The sequence below is a fragment of the Chitinophaga alhagiae genome (assembly GCF_003568665.1).
Classification (GTDB): domain Bacteria; phylum Bacteroidota; class Bacteroidia; order Chitinophagales; family Chitinophagaceae; genus Chitinophaga; species Chitinophaga alhagiae.
In genome coordinates, this window is the sequence record NZ_QXMH01000005.1 from 58,047 (window position 1) to 79,045 (window position 20,999).

At 52.6% G+C, this 20,999-nt stretch carries 21 protein-coding genes; 6 read left to right on the forward strand and 15 right to left on the reverse strand.

From position 1 onward, the window contains the following. Nucleotides 1-70 precede the first annotated feature (70 nt). Nucleotides 71-421, forward strand: a complete 351-nt coding sequence (locus D3A97_RS22325) for an MmcQ/YjbR family DNA-binding protein (protein WP_119080788.1) — start codon at nucleotides 71-73, stop codon at nucleotides 419-421. Between the two features lie 243 nt (nucleotides 422-664). On the opposite strand, the gene D3A97_RS22330 is transcribed toward D3A97_RS22325, so the two are convergent. The 4 genes from D3A97_RS22330 to gyrA all read right to left on the reverse strand — a co-directional run bounded on the left by D3A97_RS22330 (nucleotide 665) and on the right by gyrA (nucleotide 6,186). After that, the gene (locus D3A97_RS22330; protein ID WP_119080789.1) at nucleotides 665-1,603 is read right to left on the reverse strand and encodes an NADP-dependent oxidoreductase; all 939 of its coding nucleotides are present in this window, start codon (nucleotides 1,601-1,603) and stop codon (nucleotides 665-667) included. Nucleotides 1,604-1,684: 81 nt separating this feature from the next. Further along, nucleotides 1,685-2,038 carry a KGG domain-containing protein gene (locus D3A97_RS22335; protein ID WP_198674135.1) on the reverse strand — a complete coding sequence of 118 codons (354 nt, stop codon included), beginning with the start codon at nucleotides 2,036-2,038 and terminating at the stop codon, nucleotides 1,685-1,687. A 254-nt stretch (nucleotides 2,039-2,292) separates the two neighbouring features. After that, nucleotides 2,293-3,543 (reverse strand): tetratricopeptide repeat protein, encoded by a 1,251-nt coding sequence (locus D3A97_RS22340; RefSeq protein ID WP_157986699.1) that lies wholly within the window; start codon nucleotides 3,541-3,543, stop codon nucleotides 2,293-2,295. A gap of 51 nt (nucleotides 3,544-3,594) precedes the next feature. Next, complete coding sequence (gene gyrA / locus D3A97_RS22345) at nucleotides 3,595-6,186, reverse strand: DNA gyrase subunit A (protein ID WP_119080791.1); 2,592 nt, start codon at nucleotides 6,184-6,186, stop codon at nucleotides 3,595-3,597. Between the two features lie 371 nt (nucleotides 6,187-6,557). On the opposite strand from gyrA, the gene D3A97_RS22350 reads away from it, so the two are divergent. Further along, nucleotides 6,558-7,883 carry a saccharopine dehydrogenase C-terminal domain-containing protein gene (locus D3A97_RS22350; protein WP_119080792.1) on the forward strand — a complete coding sequence of 442 codons (1,326 nt, stop codon included), beginning with the start codon at nucleotides 6,558-6,560 and terminating at the stop codon, nucleotides 7,881-7,883. A gap of 165 nt (nucleotides 7,884-8,048) precedes the next feature. On the opposite strand, the gene D3A97_RS22355 is transcribed toward D3A97_RS22350, so the two are convergent. The 6 genes from D3A97_RS22355 to pdhA form a co-directional block, all read right to left on the reverse strand. After that, nucleotides 8,049-8,741: an SIR2 family NAD-dependent protein deacylase gene (locus tag D3A97_RS22355; RefSeq protein WP_119080793.1), complete on the reverse strand. Its 693-nt coding sequence runs from the start codon at nucleotides 8,739-8,741 to the stop codon at nucleotides 8,049-8,051. A gap of 19 nt (nucleotides 8,742-8,760) precedes the next feature. Beyond that, nucleotides 8,761-9,168 carry an EVE domain-containing protein gene (locus D3A97_RS22360; RefSeq protein ID WP_119080794.1) on the reverse strand — a complete coding sequence of 136 codons (408 nt, stop codon included), beginning with the start codon at nucleotides 9,166-9,168 and terminating at the stop codon, nucleotides 8,761-8,763. Nucleotides 9,169-9,199: 31 nt separating this feature from the next. Next, entirely contained in the window at nucleotides 9,200-9,919 is a 720-nt protein-coding gene (locus D3A97_RS22365) for a (Fe-S)-binding protein (protein WP_119080795.1), read from the reverse strand. Nucleotides 9,920-10,014: 95 nt separating this feature from the next. Further along, nucleotides 10,015-10,518 (reverse strand): 6,7-dimethyl-8-ribityllumazine synthase, encoded by a 504-nt coding sequence (ribH, locus tag D3A97_RS22370; protein ID WP_119080796.1) that lies wholly within the window; start codon nucleotides 10,516-10,518, stop codon nucleotides 10,015-10,017. Between the two features lie 9 nt (nucleotides 10,519-10,527). Next, nucleotides 10,528-11,229, reverse strand: a complete 702-nt coding sequence (locus tag D3A97_RS22375; RefSeq protein ID WP_119080797.1) for a tetratricopeptide repeat protein — start codon at nucleotides 11,227-11,229, stop codon at nucleotides 10,528-10,530. A gap of 45 nt (nucleotides 11,230-11,274) precedes the next feature. After that, nucleotides 11,275-12,267 carry a pyruvate dehydrogenase (acetyl-transferring) E1 component subunit alpha gene (gene pdhA / locus D3A97_RS22380; RefSeq protein WP_119081007.1) on the reverse strand — a complete coding sequence of 331 codons (993 nt, stop codon included), beginning with the start codon at nucleotides 12,265-12,267 and terminating at the stop codon, nucleotides 11,275-11,277. A gap of 160 nt (nucleotides 12,268-12,427) precedes the next feature. On the opposite strand from pdhA, the gene recF reads away from it, so the two are divergent. Beyond that, nucleotides 12,428-13,522 (forward strand): DNA replication/repair protein RecF, encoded by a 1,095-nt coding sequence (gene recF / locus D3A97_RS22385; protein WP_119080798.1) that lies wholly within the window; start codon nucleotides 12,428-12,430, stop codon nucleotides 13,520-13,522. Here the strand turns inward: recF and D3A97_RS22390 are convergent, their stop codons facing one another. Further along, nucleotides 13,523-13,684 (reverse strand): DUF1328 domain-containing protein, encoded by a 162-nt coding sequence (locus D3A97_RS22390; protein WP_119080799.1) that lies wholly within the window; start codon nucleotides 13,682-13,684, stop codon nucleotides 13,523-13,525. A gap of 135 nt (nucleotides 13,685-13,819) precedes the next feature. Here D3A97_RS22390 and D3A97_RS22395 point away from each other — a divergent pair, with 135 nt between their 5' ends. After that, nucleotides 13,820-15,040: a TCR/Tet family MFS transporter gene (locus tag D3A97_RS22395; RefSeq protein WP_119080800.1), complete on the forward strand. Its 1,221-nt coding sequence runs from the start codon at nucleotides 13,820-13,822 to the stop codon at nucleotides 15,038-15,040. Nucleotides 15,041-15,144: 104 nt separating this feature from the next. Here D3A97_RS22395 and D3A97_RS22400 read toward each other — a convergent pair whose 3' ends face one another. Together D3A97_RS22400 and D3A97_RS22405 are read right to left on the reverse strand one after the other, a co-directional pair. Continuing rightward, nucleotides 15,145-15,801, reverse strand: coding sequence for an NADPH-dependent F420 reductase (locus tag D3A97_RS22400; RefSeq protein ID WP_119080801.1), 657 nt, complete (start codon nucleotides 15,799-15,801; stop codon nucleotides 15,145-15,147). 51 nt (nucleotides 15,802-15,852) lie between these two features. Next, entirely contained in the window at nucleotides 15,853-16,590 is a 738-nt protein-coding gene (locus D3A97_RS22405) for a menaquinone biosynthetic enzyme MqnA/MqnD family protein (protein WP_119080802.1), read from the reverse strand. A 95-nt stretch (nucleotides 16,591-16,685) separates the two neighbouring features. Here D3A97_RS22405 and purB point away from each other — a divergent pair, with 95 nt between their 5' ends. Further along, the gene (gene purB / locus D3A97_RS22410) at nucleotides 16,686-18,026 is read left to right on the forward strand and encodes an adenylosuccinate lyase (RefSeq protein ID WP_232826050.1); all 1,341 of its coding nucleotides are present in this window, start codon (nucleotides 16,686-16,688) and stop codon (nucleotides 18,024-18,026) included. A gap of 122 nt (nucleotides 18,027-18,148) precedes the next feature. On the opposite strand, the gene D3A97_RS22415 is transcribed toward purB, so the two are convergent. Continuing rightward, the gene (locus D3A97_RS22415) at nucleotides 18,149-19,015 is read right to left on the reverse strand and encodes an FKBP-type peptidyl-prolyl cis-trans isomerase (RefSeq protein WP_157986700.1); all 867 of its coding nucleotides are present in this window, start codon (nucleotides 19,013-19,015) and stop codon (nucleotides 18,149-18,151) included. Between the two features lie 221 nt (nucleotides 19,016-19,236). Continuing rightward, nucleotides 19,237-20,241, reverse strand: a complete 1,005-nt coding sequence (locus tag D3A97_RS22420) for a DHH family phosphoesterase (protein WP_119080804.1) — start codon at nucleotides 20,239-20,241, stop codon at nucleotides 19,237-19,239. Nucleotides 20,242-20,449: 208 nt separating this feature from the next. Between D3A97_RS22420 and D3A97_RS22425 the strand changes: the two genes are divergently transcribed. Next, the gene (locus tag D3A97_RS22425) at nucleotides 20,450-20,866 is read left to right on the forward strand and encodes a nucleoside-diphosphate kinase (RefSeq protein WP_119080805.1); all 417 of its coding nucleotides are present in this window, start codon (nucleotides 20,450-20,452) and stop codon (nucleotides 20,864-20,866) included. The last annotated feature ends 133 nt before the right edge of the window (nucleotides 20,867-20,999 follow it).

A 20,999-nucleotide genomic window follows, 5' to 3' on the forward strand; every position in this document is an offset into this window, starting at 1 on the left:
TAGCTAAAATAGAGATTATTTTTTTAGCAAGCAATGGCAAAGTTGGCGATTCCCTATTTTTGCAGGTACTATGAACCTTGAAAAATTTCACACCTATTGCCTGTCTCTGCCCGGTACTACGGAGGGTTTTCCTTTTGACGAAAACACGCTGGTGTTCTACGTGAAAGGGAAAGTGTTCGCCCTTACAGACGTTACTGAATTTGAGAGCGTTAACCTGAAGTGCGACCCTGATGAGGCGGTGGAACTGCGGGAGCGTTATGAGGCGGTGCTGCCGGGTTATCATATGAACAAAAAGCACTGGAACACGGTGCTGTTTGACGGTTCTGTTCCTGACAAGCTGTTGCTGGAATGGACTAAAAACTCCTATGACCTGGTGGTGAAGGGGCTGCCCAAGAAGGTACGCGAAGAACTGGGGTTTTAGAGTGGCCAGGAAAAGCGGGCCGCAAGGCTGGGGCGGCAAATTTGCTAAAGAATAACCGGGCCGCTAAAGCTGTCATTGACAACAACCCCTTTTCCAAAGGCTACTCATTGGTAACACTGGCCACTAAAGCTGTCATTGACAACAACCCCTTTTCCAAAGGCTACTCATTGGTAACACTGGCCGCTAAAGCTGTCATTGACAACAACCCCGTTTCCAAAGGCTACTCATTGGTAACACTGCCCGCTAAAGCTGGTCATTAATAACAATAATGGTCTTGCCCTTGCTTTTCAGCTCGCGGCTTTCGGCAATGGCGGCGGGCGCTTGCGACAGGCTTACCCTACGGTCTACCGGTATTTTGATGTCTCCCCTGTCTATGGCTTGCCGCAATGCGTCCAGCGAAGCGGGCGTGCCTTTGGTTTCAAAATTGCCGCCGCGTAATTGCTGCGCCTGCAACGCGGCCTTGTCTGCTACAAACTGTGTGGTCAACACGATGCCGCCGGGTTTTACCAACGTTATTTTTTCCGCAAAGGCCGCTGCCTGGTCTACAAGGTCTACCAGGCCGTCTACATGACCGGGGTACGCTTCATTTTCCTTATAGTTCACCGTGCTTTCCGCTCCCAGCGCTTTTACTCTTTCCGCGCCAGCGCTGCTGGATACGGACGCCACTACGCGCAGCCCTCTTGCTTTGGCCAGTTGTATCACAAAAGCGCCTACGCCGCCGGTAGCACCGATCAGCAGCAGCGTTTGGCCGGCGGTAAGGCCGAGCTTGTCCAGCAATTGCAGCGCCGTCATGCCGGCGGTGGGCGCGGCGGCGGCATCTGCCAGCGAAAGCGTTTCAGGCGCTATGGCTATGGCCGCTTTTTCCGGCACTGCTACAAATTCCGCATAGGAGCCCTCTCCCACGGGCGCATGCAGCATCTGGCCGTATACGCGGTCCCCTTTTTTAAAACGGGTAACGCCCGGCCCGGTGGCTGCTACAATGCCCGCGCCGTCTACCCCCACTATAAGCGGGAACACATGGGGCATATGGTCTTCCAGGATGCCGTCTATCATTTTCCAGTCAAACGGGTTGAGGCCGGCTGCCGCCAGTTGAATGAGCACCTGACCTTCTTTTACCTGGGGCTCAGGGAGGTCCATCAGTTGGGGAATGGCTTTAAAGGAAGTAACGGCTACTGCTTTCATATGCTAAATCTACATAATAAAATGGTTGGATGCTGCGGGAGCAACATCCAACCATTCAGATGAGTAAAACGCGGATTCCGTCTACCTGTTTTTACTAGGTTTTCTGCCGCCACCGTGTGAGGCTTTGCCTCCCTTGCTGGCAATCATTCTTTGTTTTTCTTTATCCATAGCGGCAAACCCCCTGCGGCTGGGCGTTCTTACTTCCCGGCGTTCATGGGCCGCACTATCGCCATCGGCTTCTTGTGCTTCCCTGCGCCCGCGGTGGTCTGCTGCATCTAATTCGTTTTCATCATAGCCTTCCAGCTGCTGGTTACGGTCATCATCAAATTCATCCATGTCATCGGCTTCACGGGTATGGCCTGGCGCCGTACTGCGGTCGTCTCTCTGGCGATACTGTGGCGCCTCTCTTTCCGTTGTTTTAATTGGTGTGCCCATAATTTTAAGGATTTGATATGGTTAATTGAATAAGTTGCTGCTGAACAAAGGGTAATTACCATGCCAAGGCCGCTACCCCTACTCTATAATTTTGCGGCATATGTATAATCCATTGAAAGCGATAACAGTATTGCAACAGCCGTAGCGTGGGGAAAACAGTGCGATAAACAGCAGTGTGGAATTATTTAGGCAGTATGGGGCAACAAAAAAGGCAAGGATCGCCCCTTGCCTTTTTTATGTCAAACCTGTTTTGATTATTGCAGGTTCTCCAGTTTTTTCTTGGTAGCCTCTACTTTTTCGGGCTGGCTCTTGATAGCATAGATCTTCTGCAATGCATAGAGGCAGCTTTCGAAAGTGCGCTTGTCACTGGGTTCCAGCTTGCCTTGCGCGGAGAAGCCGGCGTCTGCTTTCTCGAAGAAAGGCAGTGACTGGTCCATCAGGCTTTGCACTTTACCCTGCAGTTCTTTTGCTTTGGGAGAGCTTTGCTGTTTGCTGTCCATGCCATTCAGTTCCTTGTTGAAGGCAACGGCGCGGTTGAAATACAAAGCGCCCAGCTGGAAGTTGGCGGTAGCGTCTTCACCTTTCAGGGCCAGTGCTTTTTTATAGGCGGCTTCGGCTTTGTCCATCAGCTCGTCATAGTTGGCGGGCTTGGGCAGGTCGTTGCCTTTTTCATCGCGGGGGTTGGCCACGTTATCCAGGCGGATGGCGTAGTCCAGTGCCAGCGGGAAATCGTTCGGGTTTTCGTTCACTTTCTTTTCCATCATGGAGATCAGCTCATTGGTTTTTCCTGTTTTGGAATAGTAGAGCATTTCCATGTCGTTAAAGCGCTTATCGTTCGGGAAATATGCCTTGGCGGTATCGATGGTGGCAATCCAGTTGGCATTGTCTCCACGTTCTTCATACTGTTGTGCCAGTACTACGTACAGGGCGGGTTCGCCTTTGAACTTCAGCTTGGCGGCTTCTTTCAGGCTTTCGAAGGCCTCTTCTTTTTTGCCAGCCTGCTGGGCAGCGTAACCGGAATAGAAAACCATTGCCGTATCTGTAGGAATAGAGCCACCGAGGTTTTTGCCGTTGTAAAATTCGCGGATCTCAGACGCCTGTTTGAAATACGAGTAGGAAGAATCCCATTTCTGCTCGTTGAGGTTGGCGTAACCGGCGTTACCCACTGTTGCGTACACGTTGAACATGCGGTTGTTCAGTTCCAGCAATGCTTCCGGCAGCTTGGGATTGATCTCCAGGGCTTTCTTGAAAGACTCGTAAGCCACCAGTGCGTCTGCCGCACTTTTGTTTTTGGTGGCCAGGGCTTCATAGATCTTGCCTTTCACATACCAGGTCCTGGCGTCGTCTTTGGTTTTTTCATGAGATAAGGCTGCCTCAATGTCCGTTTTGGCGGCATCCAGCTTGTCGCTCTTCAGATTGTCATCCGCACTGCTCACTTTTGCCTTTTGCGCCATTACGGCCATACTGGCGCCGCAAAAGAGAAGAGATACAAATAGTTTTTTCATGTGGCTCAAATTTTTGAAAAATTATCGTTAATTGTTTATGGTTCGAAAAAGCTATGCTTCCGTATTTTCTTCGTTCCCGTTATTGCCGGTGGCGGGGGCATCCCCGTTCTCATTTTCCGTGTTTTCGGCACCGTCTTCCAGGTTCACCTCTGTAGCGGCCGCTTCTTCCTCCTGTTCGTCCAGGTGGGCTACGGCGGCTATCTGGTCAGAATCGTCCATGCGGATGAGGCGTACGCCCTGTGTGGCGCGGCCTGCTTCGCGGATGTCTGCCACGGCCATGCGGATGGTAATGCCTGATTTGCAGGTGATCATCAGGTCGTTAGACTCTGTAACGTCCAGGATGCCTATCAGGGACCCGGTCTTTTCAGTGATGCTGATGGTTTTTACCCCCTTTCCTCCCCTGTTGGTGATGCGGTATTCCTCAATGTCGGTCCGTTTGCCGAAGCCTTTTTCGGATACTACCAGTACTGTTCGGGTTTTATCTTCCTTATCAACACAAATCATACCAACCACTTCATCTTTCTCATTATCCACCTCAATACCCCTCACACCAATGGCGCCACGGCCGGTGTCGCGCACGGTATTTTCCGGGAAACGGATGGCCCGGCCGCTGCGGACGGCCATCATGATCTGGCTGTTACCGTTGGTGAGCCTGGCTTCCAGCAGCTGGTCGCCTTCGTTGATGGTAATAGCGTTCACACCGTTGGCGCGCGGGCGGCTGAACTCTTCCAGCAGCGTTTTCTTGATAATGCCGTTGCGGGTGCAAAGCACAATGTAGTGGTTATTGATAAAGTCTTCGTCTCCCAGGTCCTTGATGTCTATGATCGCCCTGATCTTGTCGTCAGACGGCAGGGTGATCAGGTTCTGGATGGCGCGGCCCTTGCCGGACTTTTCGCCTTCCGGTATCTCGTACACCTTCATCCAGTACAGGCGCCCTTTTTCTGTGAAGAACAGCATGGTATGGTGGGTGCTGGCCACAAAGAGGTGTTCTATAAAGTCTTCGTCTCTCGTTTTGCCGCCAATAGCGCCGCGGCCGCCGCGTTTCTGCTGGCGGAAATCGTACGCGGAAGTGCGTTTGATATAGCCGAGGTGTGAAATGGTGATCACCACATCTTCTTCGGCAATGATATCTTCTATGCGCATTTCTGCGGCCAGGTACTGGATCTCGGTTTTGCGTTCGTCACCAAATTTCTTCTTCACGTCCTGCAGTTCGTCCTTGATGATCTGCATGCGCAGCCCTTCGTCTGCCAGTATCTCTTTCAGGCGGGCAATGAGTTTCATGATGTCTTCGTATTCCTCGCGGATCTTGTCCCGCTCCATGCCTGTTAACCGTTGCAAACGCAGTTCCAGTATGGCCTTGGCCTGTATTTCGCTCAGCTCGAAGTTGGTCATCAGCCCTTCGCGCGCTATTTCGGGTGTGGCGGAGTTGCGGATGAGGGAGATCACTTCGTCCAGATGGTCCAGCGCGATCAGGTAACCGGCCAGGATGTGGGCTTTCTTTTCCGCTTCGCGCAGTTCGTACTGCGTACGGCGGGTCACCACTTCGTGCCGGAACTCGATGAACTCGGCCAGCAGGTCTTTCAGGTTCATCACCCTGGGCCGCCCTTTCACCAGCACTACGTTGTTGATGCCGTAGGAGGTCTGCAGCTCGGAGTATTTGTACAGCTGGTTGATGATCACGTTGGGGATGGCCTCCCGCTTCAGGTCTATCACCAGGCGCATGCCGTCCCGGTCAGACTCGTCCCGCACATCAGAAATGCCTTCGATCACCTTATCGTTCACGAGCTGGGCGATTTTCTGGTGCAGTATGGCCTTGTTCACCTGGTAAGGCAGTTCGTAAATAACGAGTTTTTCCTTGCCGGATTTGCTGGTCTCGGAAGTGATCTTGCCTCTTACCACTACCCTGCCGCGGCCGGTCTCAAAGCCCTGCTTCACGCCTTCAAAGCCGTAAATGATACCGCCTGTGGGGAAGTCTGGCGCTTTAACGTGTTTGATCAGCTCGTCTATGGTAATGTCTTTATTGTCTACCATGGCCACCAGCCCGTCTACCAGTTCGGAGAGGTTGTGGGGCATGATGTTGGTGGCCATGCCCACGGCAATGCCGGAGGCGCCGTTGGCCAGCAGGTTCGGAATACGGGTAGGCAGTACTACCGGCTCTTCCAGGGTATCGTCAAAGTTGAGGGTGAAGTCAACCGTATCTTTATCGAGGTCTTCCAGCATGGCTTCGGCGATCTTCTGCAGCCGCACTTCCGTGTAACGCATGGCGGCCGGCATGTCTCCGTCTATGGAGCCGAAGTTACCCTGCCCGTCTATCAGCATGTAGCGCAAAGACCAGGGCTGCGCCATACGTACCATGGTGTCGTAAACGGAGGCGTCTCCATGCGGGTGGTATTTACCCATTACGTCTCCCACCACACGGGCGGATTTTTTGTAGGGTTTGTTGTGGGTGTTTCCCAGTTCATTCATCCCGAACAGCACGCGCCGGTGTACCGGTTTGAAACCGTCTCTTACATCCGGCAGCGCACGGCCAACGATCACTGACATCGAATAATCGATGTAGGCCGTTTTCATTTGCTCCTCAATGTTGATCTGAACAATTCTACCTTCCTTTTGATTGTCCTGATTGTCCGTATTCTCTATCATTATGTTACTGGTTTACAGGTTTTTGAGTGCCTTTTAATAAAGAGCAAATATAACGTTTTCCCCTCGTATATAGCGGGTTTGGGGGTGGAATGTGTATAAATTACAGGCCGGTACGCGCCGGCCGGAATTTTGCGGCTTGAAGTCCTTGTTGTACATTCGCGTCATCTCCGGTAAATGTTCTATATATCTTAAATTAGATATATAACTGCCGAATACAAATTGGCAAGCTATTTGTTTATAACCCTATGAAAATCAAAGCGTAATTAGGAAGTAAATAATTTACCTGCAAGCCGGGCCTCACTGGCTTACCTGAACATTCCGCGGGATTTTATTGTTTACTCCCAGTAGTTTTAACCATTTTCCAAAAACATATGAAGAATATTCTGTTGTTTGGCGCCGGCAAATCTGCTACTTTCCTGATCGATTATTTACTGGCCAATGCCCCGAGGCAGAAGTGGCATATTACCGTGGCGGACAATGACCTGATGCTGATCAAATCCAAGATCGGCAAGTCTTATTACGCTACGCCGGCGGCCTTTGATGTGAAAGACCAGGCCATCCGCCAGCAGCTCATACAGGAAACGGACCTGGTGATCTCCCTGCTGCCCCCCGCGCTGCACATTACCATTGCAAAAGATTGCCTTCATTTCTCCAAAAACCTGCTGACCGCCTCTTACATAGACCCGGAGATCCGGAAACTCCAGAAAGACATCCAGAAAGCGGGCCTGCTTTTTATGTATGAAATGGGGCTTGACCCGGGCATAGACCACATGTCTGCCATGAAGCTCATCCACTCCATCGAGAAAAAGGGCGGGCAGATCTATTCTTTCAAATCTTACTGCGGCGGCCTCGTTTCTCCCGGGAGCAATGACAACCCCTGGCAATACAAAATTTCATGGAACGCCCGGAATATAGTATTGGCGGGCACTTCCGGCGCCACTTACAAAGAAAAAGGCAAAACGAAAGAGGTGGAGTACCAGCAGTTGTTTGACCAGTCCAAAACCGTACAGGTACCGGGCCTGGGCAAGCTGGCCTACTACCCTAACCGGGACTCGCTGAACTACATAGACGTATACAACCTGGGCAACATCCCCACCTTCATGCGGGCCACCCTGCGGTACCCCGACTTCTGCGAGGGCTGGAACGCGCTGGTGAAGCTGGGCCTGACGGATGATAGTAAAAAGCACCCCACGGATAACGTGACCTTTTTCAAATGGGCGTCTCAGAACATCAAGGTAGACAAACAGCTGACCAACGAGGAGAACGTGGCGCAGTTCCTGGGCGTGAGCAGCAAGAGCAAGCTGGTACGGCAGTTGAAATATCTGGGCATTCTCAATGGAGAATTGATTAACTTAGGGGAGCAGTCTAACGCCACTGTATTGCAGCATGTGCTGGAAGACCGGTTGAAAATGGAAGCGGCGGATAAAGACATGATCGTGATGCTGCATGAGATAGAGTTTGAACGGAGGAACATGTCTACCCGCCTGCACAGTTACATGATCGTTCAGGGAGAAGATAACCTCCGTACCGCCATGGCCAAAACAGTAGGCCTGCCGCTGGGCATCATGGCCAAACTGCTGCTCTCCGGCAGTTTGCAGCTAACAGGCCTGCAGGTGCCGGTAATGCCGGAAGTGTACAACCCGGTGTTGCGTGAGCTGGAAGAATACGATATCCGTTTTGAAGAAAGTTTCGAGTAGCACAATATTTTTCCTGTGACAAACTCCATTTTGTAAATGAGATTGGATCATGTGGAATGAACGGGCCGCCTTTTAAAGAGGCGGCTTTTTTGTGGCCTGCGCTGTAAGAGGCGGCCGTTGCTGATTACAAGGAACCGCTTTCAGCAGCGGCACATTTGCGGCAGGTCAGTTCTCCTGCTCCGCTTTCAGCAGCCGCAGCAGCTCCGCCACTCCTTCCGTGGCCGGTTTTTCAATGAGGTGGAAGCCGTTCCCTTTCACGGGCGGGATCTTTTTGTCTATAATGTATTTGGGTACATCGGGGCGCAGGTAATCAATGAGGCCCGCGGCGGGGTAAACGTTGAGGGAAGTACCGATCAGCACAAACACGTCTGCCTGTACAATTTCCAGGATGGCGGGCTCTATCATGGTAACGGCTTCGCCGAACCACACTACGTGCGGGCGGAACTGGCCGCCGTCTGGCGCCAGGTCTCCCATGCGGATGTCCCCGTTCACGGTGTACAGCTTTGTTTCGTCCAGCTCGCTGCGCATTTTCAGTATTTCGCCATGCAGGTGCAGTACTTTGGTAGAGCCGGCGCGTTCGTGCAGATCGTCTATGTTCTGGGTGATGATGCGTACATCAAACAGCTCTTCCAGCTGTGCCAGGCCGGTGTGGGCGGCATTGGGCTGTGCGCCCAGCACGTCCTTTCGGCGCAGGTTGTAGAAATCCTGCACCAGGGCCGGGTTTTTCTCCCAGCCGGTGGGCGATGCCACTTCATACACGTCATATCCTTCCCAGAGGCCGTCACTGTCACGGAAAGTGCGGAGGCCGCTTTCGGCGCTGATGCCTGCGCCTGTGAGCACGATCATCTTTGGTTTCATCCGTATATTTTTTCAAGGATCACATGCCGGCCATTTCCATGATCTTTTCGAACTCTTCCGGTTTTACGGCGCCTACGCTGAGGCGGCCCAGGCGGATGAGGTCCATATTGGCCAGGCTTTTTTCCGCCTTCATCTGCGCCAGCGTGACCGGTTTTTTGAGCTTTTTGACGGGGGCCAGGTCTACCGCCACCCAGGCCGGGTCTGGCGTGGTAGGGTCCTGGTAATGTTCTTTCACCACTTTGGCGATGCCTACAATTTCGAGCCCTTCATTGCTGTGGTACCAGAACACCTGGTCGCCCTTTTTCATGGCTTTGAGGTTGTTGCGGGCGGCGTAGTTGCGTACCCCGTCCCAGAAAGTTTTTTTGTCTTTTACAAATTGGTCCCAGGAGTATTTGAAAGGTTCTGATTTCACTAACCAGTATTGCATGGTCAAAAACTTTTAGAGGGTTTTATATGATTTACCAGCCGCTGGCCAGTACGTCGGCAATGTGCATGATCTTGATCTGCTGCCCATGTTTGCGGATGTACCCGTCCAGGTGCATGAGGCAGCTGAGGTCTGTAGAAATAAGGTAATCCGCCCCGCTGTCTGCCGCGTTGTGTACTTTTTGCTCGCCCATGCCCAGGGAAATGGGTTTGAACTTTACGGCAAAGGTACCGCCAAAGCCGCAGCATACTTCACTGTCATTCATTTCGCGCAGCTCCAGCCCTTTCACATTGGCCAGCAGCTTGCGCGGGCCGTCTTTGATGCCGCATTCGCGCAGGGCGCCGCAGGCGTCGTGATAGGTGCCTACGCCTTCCAGCGTGGCGCCTACGTTGGTAACGTGCAGCACGTCTGTCAGAAATTCGGTGAACTCGTAAAGGTTTTTCCTGAGCAGCTTTACATCGTTATGGGCGGCGGAGTTGTCAAACAGCTTGCCGTAGTAGTTCCTCACAAAACCGGTACAGGAGCCGCTGGGCGCCACAATATAATCGTACGTATGAAAATCTTTCAGGAATTTGGTGGCCACGGAGCGGCATTCTTCCTGGTAGCCTGCGTTGAAGGCGGGCTGGCCGCAGCAGGTCTGTTCGGTATTATAGCTAACGTTGCATCCCAGTTTCTCGAGCACTTTCACCATGTTGAAAGCGGTTTCAGGGAAGAGCTGGTCTACAAAGCAGGGTATAAAAAGCTGTACGTTCATTGAGTCGTTGTTTGGGTCTGTAAAAACTTAAAACTAAGGTACAACAGGGTTTCATACAAGAAGGATTTTACCTGATCCTCCGCATATCTTCATTTTTACTTGACGCTTTTTAATAACTGCCGCTGGAAGCTGATCATTTTAAGGGCCGTTAGCGCGGCCTCCTCTCCTTTGTGGCCGTGGGCGCCGCCCAGCCGGTCTGTAGCCTGCTCCGCGGTGTTAACGGTCAGCACGCCGAAAATAACCGGTACCGGCAGCTCCAGGTTCAATTGCAAAATGCCGTCTGTAACGGCATTGCAAACATAATCGAAGTGTGGTGTTTCTCCCCTGATCACACAGCCAAAAGCTATGATGGCGGAGGGTTGCGCGCCGGTGCCCTTGGTTTGCTCCCATATCTGTTTGCAGGCAAAGGGCAGCTCAAAGGAACCGGGTACCCGCAGTTTGGTATGGCTTACCTTATGTTCGTCCAGCACCCGTTCGCAGCCGGCCGCCAGTTCGCTCACCACAAAATCGTTCCATTCCGTATAAACAATAACAACACTGGCACCCTCCATTTGAAGAATGCCAGCGTTGTTGAGTAAGGTCTGATTGTGTATAGACATTTCCCGAAATTATTTCACCACTCCCAGCCTGGCCAGGTATTTCTCCATTTCGCGGCCTTCGTTGGTTTGCGGATATTTTTGCTTGATTTCCTGGTAAACCGCAATGGCCTCATTGGGTTTGTTGGCTTTTTCCAGCGCCAGCCCTGCACGCAGCAGGTAGATGGGGGAAGTCAGCTCATTGTCTCCGGCGCCGGCTTTTTTGTAGTAAGACACGGCATCGTCTGCCTTGTTCAGCTCCATGTAAGCATCGCCGATCAGCCCGCTGGCGAGCGATTGTATCACGAGGTCGTTGCTGGAAAAAGATTTCAGCATGTCAATACCTTTCTGGTAATCTCCCAGTTTTACATAACATACGCCTGCGCTGTACCTGGCAAGGTTGCCGGCTTTGGTGCCGCCAAATTTCTCTGTCACCTGCAAAAAGCCGTAGTTGTTACCGTCCCCGTTGAGGGCCAGTTTGAAGGAGTCTACCGCAAAGTAGTTCTGTGCCTGGAAAATGGCTTCCTGCGCTTTCTTTTCATTGGGGGCTTTTACAAAACGGTTGTAACCGAAAAAGCCGGCAATGATCACGATAACGGCCAGCAGGCCAATATTGATAACGTTCTTGTTTCTGGCATAAAAGTCCTGCGCCCTGTCTGCCGTAGCCTGCAGGTCAAAGTCCTCGTTTTTACCGGCGGTTGCCGGTTCTTTGGTGTGTGGTTTGTTAACTGCCATTGTTGTTGTGATGGTTAATGATTTTAAAGTGGTAACAGTGAGCCGTTAGTCTACAATGAACGGATAATCCTGCTGCATGTATACATCTTTCAGCAGCTCGTCGTCTGAAGGCCAGGGGCTTTCTTCGGCGAATTTAACGGACTCTTCCACTTCAGCTTTCACGCGTTCGTTGATGGCTTCAATTTCCGCGTCGTTGATCCACTTGTTGTCTACCAGGGTTTTCAGCACCTGGGTGAGCGGGTCTTTTTCTTTATATTCTTCTACCTCTTCCTTGGTGCGGTATTTGGCGGGGTCGCTCATAGAGTGGCCGCGGTAACGGTAGGTCTTGATCTCGAGCAAGGTGGGGCCGCCGCCTTCACGGGCGCGGACCATAGCTCTTTCAATGCCTTCGTGTACCGCTTCGCAGCTCATACCGTCTATGGAATCGCCCGGCATTTCGTACGCGTCTGCCAGTTTATAGATATCCAGTACATTGGAAGTACGGGAAACGGAGGTACCCATGGCGTAGTGGTTGTTTTCGCAGATGAACACCACCGGCAGTTTCCACAGCATGGCCATGTTGAAGGTTTCATGCAGCATACCCTGGCGGGCGGCGCCGTCTCCGAAGAAACACAGTACGGCGTTGTCCGTACCCAGGTATTGCTCTGCAAAAGCCAGCCCTGCGCCGGTGCCTATCTGTGCGCCCACAATACCGTGGCCGCCGAAGAAACCGAGTTCCTTGTTGAAAAAGTGCATGGAGCCGCCCTTTCCTTTGGAGCAGCCGGTTGCCTTACCATACAGCTCAGCCATACATGCTTTCGCGGAAATGCCTTTGGCAATGGCCAAAGCGTGATCACGATAAGCGGTAATGAATTTGTCACCGGGTTTGGTGGCCGTCATGGCGCCGGCGGCAATAGCCTCCTGGCCAATATAGAGGTGGCAGAAACCACGGATCTTTTGCATACCGTACAGTTGGCCCGCCTTTTCCTCGAAGCGGCGCAGTAACAGCATCAATTCGTACCAGTATAGATAAGTCTCTTTGGTGAATTTCGTCTTCACGTCTGTTAAAGTTTGCACTATTTTCAAATTTGTTCGCAAATATAACAGGAAAATCTGCAAATTCAAGCAATTTTGCAGAACCGCCGCCGGGCAATGCAAAATATTGCATGTCTATGCGTTAAAAATATTTACCTGATTATATTAATTATTCCCGGAACGCTTGTTATCTGTTGTTAAAATATCGCTCACCCAGTTCAAGAACTATACACACAGGGCTTTTCACTTCTCCCGCCGGATCGTGGGCATTACGGGGCGCAACGGTTCCGGCAAGACCAACCTGCTGGACGCCATCTATTACCTCTGTTTCACCAAAAGCTATTTTCACGCCGCCGAAAGTCAGAACGTGCAGTACCATACCAACGGCTTCCGGCTGGAAGGGTATTTTCTGCGCGGTGAAAAGGAAGAAAAGGTGGTGTGTACGGTAAAGGACGGGAAAAAGGAGATATCGCTGAACGATGAGCCGTACGAAAGGTTCTCCCGGCACATTGGCCAGTTCCCCGCCGTGATGATAGCGCCAGACGACGCGGAGATCATCCTGGGCGGCAGCGAAGACCGCCGCCGCTGGCTGGATGCGCTGCTTTCCCAGCTGCAGCCGGGGTACCTGGACCATCTCATTGCCTATCATAAAATATTGCAGCAGCGCAACAGCCTGCTGAAATCGCTCGTGAACATGAACCACTCCCCTGACCCGCTGCTGGATGTGTTTGATGAACAACTGGTACAACATGGGGCGCCGGTATTTGAAGCGCGGCGGGCGTTCCTCAGCGGGTTCATTGAGCAGGTGCAGGAACGGTACGATTACCTGGCCGGCCGCCACGAAACGGTGGCTTTCCGCTACCAGAGCCAGTTGCATGAGCATAGCCTGGAAAAACTGCTGCAGGAGCACCGCCTGCGGGACAAACAGATGCAGCGCACCACGCAGGGCATTCACCGGGATGACCTGCTTTTTCTCCTGGACGAGCACCCCATGAAAACCAGCGCTTCCCAGGGGCAGCGCAAGAGTTTCCTCTTTGCCCTCAAGCTGGCGCAGTTTGAGGCCATCCGGGCGCACAAGCAGTTCCCGCCGGTGCTGTTGCTGGATGATGTGTTTGAGAAGCTGGACCAGGAAAGGGTTTCCCGGCTGATAGCCCTGGTACAGGGGCCCGGTTACGGGCAGGTGTTCATTACAGATACGCATGGAGACCGGCTGCAGCAAGCCTTTGCAGCGGACCCCGGCGTGCTGCAGCTGATCTCCATGCAGGAAGAAGGCGCCTGATCACTTCCTGACCAGCCCCATGATGAGCGAGATCAGGAATATCACAATAAAGATGTAGAACAGGATCTTGGCGATGCCTGCCGCGCCGGCCGCAATGCCGCTAAATCCGAAAATAGCCGCCACAATGGCGACAATGAAAAAAATCAGTGCCCAGCGTAACATAGTGAGAGGTTTTAAGGTTAAACAATTCATTTATGTATAGGGTTTTACAATTATCATTCCACAAAGACAAACGCTGTTTGTCATTTAGACCCGCCGCCGCTTCCTAATTCCCCTATTTTTGCGCAAATTTTTTATATGTCCGGCAGGAAAAACGGGGCGCTTACGTTCATTTTTATTACCCTTCTTATTGACTTTATCGGTTTTGGCATCATCATCCCCGTTATTCCCAAGCTGATTGAAGAGCTGATCGGCGGGAACATCAGCGACGCGTCCATTTACGGCGGCTGGCTCACCTTTGCCTATGCCGTGGTGCAGTTTGTGTGCGCGCCCGTTCTTGGCGGCCTGAGCGACCGGTACGGGCGGCGGCCGGTGCTGTTGATCTCCATGTTCGGCATGGGGGTGGATTACCTGTTCCTCGCCTTTGCGCCCAATATTGTATGGCTGTTTGTGGGCCGCATCATCATCGGCATTACCGGCGCCAGCATGACGGCCGCCTCCGCCTACATTGCAGACGTGAGCACGCCGGAAAAACGCGCCCAGAACTTCGGGCTGCTGGGCATGGCCTTCGGCATCGGCTTTGTGCTGGGGCCGGTAATAGGCGGCTGGGTGGGCCACTGGGGCGGCATCCGCGCTCCTTTCCTGCTTACCGCGGGCATGTCTTTACTGAACTGGCTGTACGGTTTTTTCATTTTGCCGGAGTCACTGGCGCGGGAGAACCGCCGCCCCTTCAGCTGGAAACGCGCCAACCCGGTGGGCGCGCTGAAGCAGATCAAAAAATACCCGCAGGTATATTCCCTCATGGGCGCCATTGCCCTCATCTATACCGCTGCCCATGCCATTATGAGCACCTGGACGTACTATACCATGTTCAAATTTGACTGGAGCATGGACATTGTGGGGTATTCCCTCTCCCTTTCCGGGGTGATGACGGCTATTGTGCAGGGCGGCCTCATCAGGGTGGTGCTGCCCAGGCTGGGCTACCACCGCGCCGTGTACGTGGGCATGATCATTTATATGGTGAGCTTCCTGCTCTTCGGACTGGCCAATGCCGGCTGGATGATGTTTGCCGTACTGGTGCTGTATGGGCTGGGCGGTATTTTCGGGCCTTCGCTGCAGGGGGTGATGAGCAACCAGGTGCCGCCCACGGAGCAGGGAGAGCTGCAGGGCGCCATGACGAGCCTGATCAGCCTCACCAACATTGTAGGCCCCCTGATCATGACGGGGCTTTTCCATTATTTTACGAAAGACGACCGGCCGTTCCTCTTCCCCGGCGCGCCGTTCTATATGAGCGCGCTGCTCACGGCGGGCGCGGCGGCGCTGGCCATCCGGTCTTTCCGGAAAACGGTGGGGCGGTAGGCGCAATGCCGGTTGCCCCATCAACCGGATAATGACGCGGCGGGGCAGCTTTTTCCTTTAGTACGCTTTCCGGGAAACGCCTGGAAGCTCCGGGGCTGGCCGCCTCATTTCCGCAGCAGCCGGAAGGCGTGCCGCCAGTTGCCCGTACGGAAGCCGTAGGCATACCAGATCACGTACAGCCCTTCCAGGTAACGGCTCATTTCTATATTGCCGGCGTCCACCACATCCTGCCAGCCCATCTGGGACAGCAGGTCTTTGATGGCCCGTTTGGCCAGGTCGTCATTACCGGCCATGAACATGGTGGGCGGCCCTTCTTCAAAATGGGGAGCTATCATAAAGGCGCTGCCGGTGCTGTTGAGGGTTTTTACCACATGGGCCTCCTGCAGCCAGGCCTGCACCTGTTCTCCGCCGGAGGGGTTGTTGCCCGGCGAGAGCTGCAGGCGGCCCGCTTCATCGGGGCCGCGCCCGTCAAGCGGGTTGGTCACGTCTACCACTATTTTTTTCTTGAAATTCCAGATGCCGGCGGCTTCTATGGCTGGCCTGGTGCCCGGCCAGCTTGTGCAGAGGATAATGATGTCACCATAGGCAGCCGCGGCGGAGAAGGCACCCACCTGGCCTCCCTGGCTGTTTTCGAATAACCATTGCCGCAGCCCGTCTTTCTGCGGATGACCTGTTCCGATCATAACAGTATGGCCTAAACGAATAAGCCCGTGCCCCAGCGTTGTGCCAGCAACGCCAGAGCCAAGAATGCCTACTTTCATAAAGACGGTTTGTTTCCTAAGTTACGCAAAAATTAGCTGATTATCAGCAAATTATTGCAAGTAGCTCAAAAAACGCTGCATGCCCTGCCGCTTGGACGGCGTAAGGGGGTAGCTGATGTTTTTGGTATAATAGGCCGTGAGGTCTATGCCGGGGCTGCTGTTTTCCGCCACCACGGCCGGCAGGTTGTTGAGGCCTATGCTGTTGGCGTCGTTAAATTGCTGGATGAACGCTACCGGCAGCGGTTTGTTGCTGATCCAGGCCGCAAATACGAACGGCAGGCTGGTGAAGCGGATCCAGGCCTCGGCCAGGTCAAATACCAGGGGAGATACTTCCCGCTGCGCCAGCGCGCGGTCTCCTATCACCAGGCCGGCGTCGTTGCCGCGGATGAGGTGCTGGTAGTCTTCCGCGGTCTCAATGAACTCCACGTTCAGCTTCCAGTGGTCACGCACCAGCAGCTTCAGCAGGGCCACGGAGGTGCGGCTCTGGTAGTCCAGGTAAATGCGGTGAATGTTTTGCAGGGGCACGTCGCTGAAAAGGCATACGGAGGCCACCGGGCTTTCCGCCCCTATGCAGAAGTCTGATACAATATGATATTCTTTTAATTTGGGAATGATGGCCACCGGCACCAGGGCCAGGTCTACCTCGCCATCTATCAGCTGGCGGGCTATTTTGGCCGGGTAATCCAGCGTAAGCTCCATGGAGCGCATCACCTTGTGGTCCCTGAAACCATACAACAAAGGCTTCGTATTCAAATAACTGACAGCCGCTACTTTTACTTTCCGTTCCAATTTCTGTAATTTTGAGCCTGCTAAAATAACGTAATTCCCGAACATACCTGTTTTTTGGATGGCCGGGGGCAATATTTTGACTGGATAATCAATACATGATGCAATTACAAGCTTTAACCGCTATTTCCCCGGTAGACGGGCGTTACAGGGGGCAACTGGAAGAACTGGCTCCCTATTTTTCGGAATTTGCGTTGATACGTTACCGTGTACAGGTGGAAGTGGAATATTTTATTGCCCTGGCAGAACAGCAGCTGTTCACCCTGCCCAAAGCAAAGATACCCGCCCTGCGCAACATTTACCAGTCGTTCACCATCGAGAACGCGCAACTGGTAAAGGATACGGAAAAAATCACCAACCACGACGTGAAGGCCGTGGAGTATTTCCTGAAAAATGAACTGAAGAACCTGGGCCTGGAAGACAAGCTGGAGTGGGTACACTTCGGCCTCACGTCTCAAGACGTGAATAACACCGCCACCCCCCTGCTGTGGAAAGAAGCGGTGGAGCACATATACCTGCCGGCCGTCAGCAATTTCATACTGCACCTGAAAATGCTGGCCAAAGACTGGAAAGCGGTGCCCATGCTGGCCAGAACGCACGGCCAGCCCGCATCCCCTACCCGCCTGGGCAAAGAGGTGCTGGTGTTTGTGGAAAGGCTGGAAGGCCAGGTGCGCCTGCTGGGCCAGATCCCCTTTGCCGCCAAATTCGGCGGGGCTACCGGCAACTTCAATGCGCACAACGTGGCGTTCCCCGCCATTAACTGGGAAAAGTTCGGGAACAAGTTCGTGAACGGTACGCTGGGCCTGCAACGCATGCAGTTCACCACGCAGATAGAGCATTACGACAACCTGGCCGCCCAGTTTGATACGCTCAAACGGGTGAACAACATCCTGACGGATTTTGCCCGTGATGTGTGGACGTACATTTCCATGGACTATTTCAAGCAGAAGATCAAAAAGAACGAGGTGGGCTCTTCCGCCATGCCGCATAAGGTCAATCCCATTGATTTCGAAAATGCCGAAGGCAACCTGGGCATTGCCAATGCGCTGTTTGAGCACCTGAGCGCCAAGCTCCCCATTTCCCGCCTGCAGCGGGACCTGACGGACTCTACCGTGCTCCGCAACGTGGGCGTGCCTTTTGCGCATACCCTGCTGGCCTTCAAGTCACTGGAGAAAGGGCTGGGCAAGCTCATTCTCAATAATGCCAAACTGGAACAGGACCTGGAGCAGAACTGGGCCGTGGTGGCGGAAGCCATCCAGACGGTGCTGCGGCGCGAAAACTACCCCCAGCCGTACGAGGCCCTGAAAGAGCTGACCCGCGGCGGCGAGCAGATCACGCAGAAAACCATGCACAAGTTCATTGACGGTTTGAAGATCGGCGCGGCGCTGAAGAAAGAACTGAAAGCGATCACACCGCATAACTATACGGGGATTCACTGATCCTGTTGAACAGGGATAAATAGAAAGCCGTCCTGGTACATTGGGACGGCTTTTTTTATTGGTAACAAAAAAAAGCCCGGCCAAATAGCCGGGCTTCATTATATAGATCTACTTATTGCAGCTTATTTGGCCGGGGCCGCCTGATCAGCAGGCGCGGCGGGCGCGGGTTTCACGTCCAGCAGTTCCACGTTGAACACGAGGATGCTGTTCGGTTTGATGGTGGGGCCACCGCCCTGCAGGCCGTAAGCCAGTGCGGAAGGAATTACCAGCGTAGCTTTGGTGCCTTTTTTCAGCTGGGCAATGCCTTCGTCCCATCCCGGAATTACGCGGCCTTCGCCAACGGGGAACTCCAGGGGCTGCAGCGGCATGCCGGGGCGAACGGTAGAGTCTGTGTTGGAATCGAACACGGTACCGTCCAGCAGTTTGCCGGTGTAGTTCACGGAAACGATATCGCCGTTCTTAGGCTGGGCGCCGCTACCTTCCTGGGTTACAGCAATGTAAACGCCTTTGGGGGATTTGGTGGTGCTCAGCTTGTTTTTGTCGATATATTCCTTGATCTCTTTTTCTTCTTTTTCGTTTTGTTTGGCAATGGAATATTTGCTTTCAATCACGAAATGCACTTTCATTTTATCGCCCGGTTTGGCCATCGGCGGTTTGTTCTGCATGGAGTCCAGCGGCAGGATGAAGATAGCGCTGTCTCCCTCGCTCAGTTGGGCAAACCCGTCCATCAGGTCAAATTTATCCCTTGATTTCTGGATCACCATGGGCAATGCTACGCCTTGCTCCTTGCGGGTGTCTATCAGCAGGGAATCGTTCAGGTAAGAAGCGAAGTATACCATGATGGTATCGCCTTCTTTCAGCTTCTCGCCTTTACCCGCTTTTTCCACAGTGTATTCAATACCACTGGGGGTTTTTCTCGGACCGGTTTTACCGCAGCTTGCAACCAGCAAGCCCAGTGATGCAACAAGTAACAGATTGTTCTTTTTCATCAGTTTATTTTGATTTTTTACGGGTCTGATGGAGTCTTGTGACTTCATCAGTTCAGTTTGATTTTTTACGGGTCTGATGGGGTCTTGTGACCTCATCAGTTTATTTTGATTTTTTACGGGTCTGATGGAGTCTTAAGACTTTCACCAGGTAATTTATTCTTTATGGTATCTATGAAGTCTTAAGACTTCATTTGTCTGTATTAGTGTCGTTATGATGAATGTTATTGCAAAATATCTTCATTTTCATGCATGGCTTTCAGGAAACGCTGCACTGTTTTCTCCAGGGAGTCCGTACTGCGGCCTCCGGAGGCGTTAAAGTGCCCGCCGCCATCAAAGTACTTGCGTGCAAATGTGTTTACGTCAAAATTGCCTTTGGAACGAAAAGAGAGTTTTACTTCTGAATTCCGGTCAATGATCAACGCCGCTAATTTAATGCCTTGAATGGACAAAAGGAAATTTACAAGCCCTTCCGTATCGCCTGTTTGCAGGTCAAAACGTTTCAGGTCACTGTAAGGGATGGCCATAATGGCCGTATTGGCCTCGTAAAACACCTCCATCCGGTTCAGCAGGCTGTGGCCGATAAAGCGGAGGCGGTTCTCGAGGAAGTTATCATAAATGGCCTGGTGAATATACTCATGTTCCAGCCCTCTCTCCAGCAGGTCCGCCACCATGCGGTGTACGCGGGCCGAGGTGGAAGCAAAGCGGAAGGAGCCGGTATCCGTCATGGTGCCGGCGTAGATGCACTGGGCAATGTCGTTATCAATATAATGTTCATCACCCAGGCGGTAGATGATCTCGTACACCAGTTGGGCCGTGGAAGCGGCGGTGGTGTCGCTGATGCCGTAGTCGAAATCGGGCTGCGGCTCCAGGTGGTGGTCTACCAGTATTTTGATGCACTGCAGTTTTTCCAGATGGGGCTGCATGTTCTTTGTGCGGCCCATATGGTTAAAGTCCAGGCAAAACAGCAGTTCCACGTCTTCCAGTGTTTTGAGCGCCTTTTCCTGGCCGGACTCAAAATCGAGTACCTGTTCACTGCCGGGCATCCATTTCAGAAAATCCGGGAAATTGGTAGGGGAAATAACGGTTACATCGTGCCCTTTGCGCCGGAGGTAATGGTACATGGCCAGGGAAGAACCCATAGCGTCTGCATCAGGTTTCTGATGCATGGTTACCACCACTTTTTTGGGGCTGTCCAGTAATGGTTTGATGTCCTCAATTGGCTTCATTCCTAAAAACTATATAAATATATAAGTGACAATCAGTTGTAAAGGTACCCCGCCTTCGTTTAAGCAAAGGAAGTGCGAAGTTCTTCATTTGGGTCAGAATTTCAAAATTTTTTACTGCTAAACAAAAACTCATTACTTTTGCCGCTCCTGCCTCCCGCCGGTAACGGCAACAGGAGAACAACCAGGCGTAAAACGACTAATTCACTATATGAGTAACAGAACATTTACCATGATCAAGCCCGACGCTGTGCAGAACGGGCATATCGGAGGCATACTGGACAAGATCTGCGCCGCAGGTTTCCGCATTGTAGCCATGAAACTGACAAAACTCTCCGCCGAAAAAGCCGGTGAGTTTTACGCTGTTCACAAAGAAAGGCCCTTTTATGGCGAGCTGGTGGAATTTATGAGCAGCGGCCATATTGTAGCCGCCATCCTGGAAAAGGACAACGCCGTGGAAGATTTCCGCAAGCTGATAGGCGCCACCAACCCTGCCCAGGCGGAAGAAGGCACCATCCGCAAGATCTATGCTGAATCCATTGGCCGCAACGCTGTTCACGGTTCAGACTCTGATGAAAACGCCGCTATTGAAGGCAATTTCTTTTTCAGCGGGCTGGAGAAATTCTAAACATATTTGCTGTGCATACCGGAAGCGGCCCTCCCCCCGGGGCCGCTTTTTTTGTGCCCTGACCCATGAAACTGATACTATTTTCAATACGCCCATGCGGAAATGCATCATAAATATTATATATCTGTTATGT

Excerpts from the sequence above, each read along its gene's own strand:
- D3A97_RS22400 (WP_119080801.1), bottom strand. The coding sequence starts at position 15,801 with ATGAAAGTAGGCATTCTTGGCTCTGGCGTTGCTGGCACAACGCTGGGG.
- D3A97_RS22375 (WP_119080797.1), bottom strand. The coding sequence starts at position 11,229 with ATGGCAGTTAACAAACCACACACCAAAGAACCGGCAACCGCCGGTAAA.
- D3A97_RS22365 (WP_119080795.1), bottom strand. The coding sequence starts at position 9,919 with ATGAACGTACAGCTTTTTATACCCTGCTTTGTAGACCAGCTCTTCCCT.
- D3A97_RS22355 (WP_119080793.1), bottom strand. The coding sequence starts at position 8,741 with ATGAAACCAAAGATGATCGTGCTCACAGGCGCAGGCATCAGCGCCGAA.
- D3A97_RS22360 (WP_119080794.1), bottom strand. The coding sequence starts at position 9,168 with ATGCAATACTGGTTAGTGAAATCAGAACCTTTCAAATACTCCTGGGAC.
- D3A97_RS22340 (WP_157986699.1), bottom strand. The coding sequence starts at position 3,543 with ATGAAAAAACTATTTGTATCTCTTCTCTTTTGCGGCGCCAGTATGGCC.
- D3A97_RS22350 (WP_119080792.1), top strand. The coding sequence starts at position 6,558 with ATGAAGAATATTCTGTTGTTTGGCGCCGGCAAATCTGCTACTTTCCTG.
- gyrA (WP_119080791.1), bottom strand. The coding sequence starts at position 6,186 with ATGATAGAGAATACGGACAATCAGGACAATCAAAAGGAAGGTAGAATT.
- D3A97_RS22390 (WP_119080799.1), bottom strand. The coding sequence starts at position 13,684 with ATGTTACGCTGGGCACTGATTTTTTTCATTGTCGCCATTGTGGCGGCT.
- purB (WP_232826050.1), top strand. The coding sequence starts at position 16,686 with ATGATGCAATTACAAGCTTTAACCGCTATTTCCCCGGTAGACGGGCGT.
- D3A97_RS22420 (WP_119080804.1), bottom strand. The coding sequence starts at position 20,241 with ATGAAGCCAATTGAGGACATCAAACCATTACTGGACAGCCCCAAAAAA.
- D3A97_RS22325 (WP_119080788.1), top strand. The coding sequence starts at position 71 with ATGAACCTTGAAAAATTTCACACCTATTGCCTGTCTCTGCCCGGTACT.
- D3A97_RS22415 (WP_157986700.1), bottom strand. The coding sequence starts at position 19,015 with ATGAAAAAGAACAATCTGTTACTTGTTGCATCACTGGGCTTGCTGGTT.
- ribH (WP_119080796.1), bottom strand. The coding sequence starts at position 10,518 with ATGTCTATACACAATCAGACCTTACTCAACAACGCTGGCATTCTTCAA.
- D3A97_RS22425 (WP_119080805.1), top strand. The coding sequence starts at position 20,450 with ATGAGTAACAGAACATTTACCATGATCAAGCCCGACGCTGTGCAGAAC.
- D3A97_RS22330 (WP_119080789.1), bottom strand. The coding sequence starts at position 1,603 with ATGAAAGCAGTAGCCGTTACTTCCTTTAAAGCCATTCCCCAACTGATG.
- D3A97_RS22395 (WP_119080800.1), top strand. The coding sequence starts at position 13,820 with ATGTCCGGCAGGAAAAACGGGGCGCTTACGTTCATTTTTATTACCCTT.
- D3A97_RS22335 (WP_198674135.1), bottom strand. The coding sequence starts at position 2,038 with ATGGGCACACCAATTAAAACAACGGAAAGAGAGGCGCCACAGTATCGC.